This is a genomic window from Streptomyces phytophilus (assembly GCF_013870535.1).
Lineage (GTDB): Bacteria > Actinomycetota > Actinomycetes > Streptomycetales > Streptomycetaceae > Streptomyces > Streptomyces phytophilus.
In genome coordinates, this window is record NZ_JACBXC010001640.1 from 1 (window position 1) to 1,130 (window position 1,130).

The 1,130-nt window shown below is 75.7% G+C and carries 1 protein-coding gene; it reads left to right on the top strand.

The window, feature by feature from the left end:
* The first annotated feature begins 1 nt into the window (after position 1).
* On the top strand, positions 2-1,108 hold the full coding sequence (locus H5J30_RS34850; protein WP_374101068.1) for an MBL fold metallo-hydrolase: 1,107 nt from the start codon (positions 2-4) through the stop codon (positions 1,106-1,108).
* The last annotated feature ends 22 nt before the right edge of the window (positions 1,109-1,130 follow it).

The window sequence follows — 1,130 nt, forward strand, 5'->3', positions numbered from 1 at the left end:
GGTGCCGGGCCTGTACTTCCTGCACCTGGACGGCTCCCGCTGCCTGATCGGCGCCCGACTGGCCGAGCGCAAGGAGCTGTTCGTGCCGCACGACGTGCTGGACGCGCAGTTCGCGGCGCTCGAACCGCTGGCGCCCGACGAGCACGGGGCGGCGGTCTGCATCGACGCCACGCCGGCGCAGATCGTGGACCGTGCGGTCGACGCCGCCCGCACGCCGTACAGCGTGCAGCTCGCCACCGGCGTCCACGCCTACATCCAGCCGGACGGCGGCTGGTGCCTGAGCAACGCGGGCTTCGTCAGCGACGGCACGACCACCCTGCTCGTCGACACCGCGGCCACCGAGAGCCGGGCGCGGCTGCTGCGCGAGGCGGTGCTGGCCAGCGGGGCGCCCGACCCGGCGCTCGTGGTCAACACCCACCACCACGGCGACCACACGTACGGCAACGGCGTCTTCGCCCCCGCCACCGTCGTCGGCCACGCCGCGTGCCGGCAGCAGGTGCTCGCCGCGGGGCGCCATCTGGAGCTGGTGTGGCCGGAGGTGGAGTACGGGGACGTGCGGCTGCGGGCGCCGGACATGACGTACACCGAGTCGATGACGCTGACCGCGGGCGGCACGGAGGTCCGGCTGCTGCACCCGGGGCCCGCGCACACGGTCGGGGACACGGTGGTGTGGCTGCCGGAGCAGCGGGTGGTGTTCGCCGGGGACATAGCGATGTGCGGCGGGACGCCGTTCGTCGCGTTCGGCTCGCTCTCCGGGTCGCTGCGGGCGCTGGAGCGGCTGCGGTCGCTGGGCGCGCAGACGGTGGTGCCGGGGCACGGGCCGGTGACGGACGCGGGGGTGTTCGACGCGGTGGAGCGGTATCTGCGCTACGTCGGCGAGCTGGCCGTCGAGGGCCGCGCGGCGGGCCGGACGCCGCTGGAGGCGGCGCGGGGGGCGGACCCGGAGGCGTTCGCGGAGCTGCGGGAGCCGGAGCGGCTGGTGGCGAACCTGCACCGGGCGTACAGCGAGCTGGCCGGCGAGCCGGAGGGCCATCCGCTGGACGCGGCGGAGTACTTCGCGGACATGGCGGCCCTGAACGGCGGCGAGATGATGCCCTGCCATGTCTGACGCCCCCGGCCGGCCCGCCCCG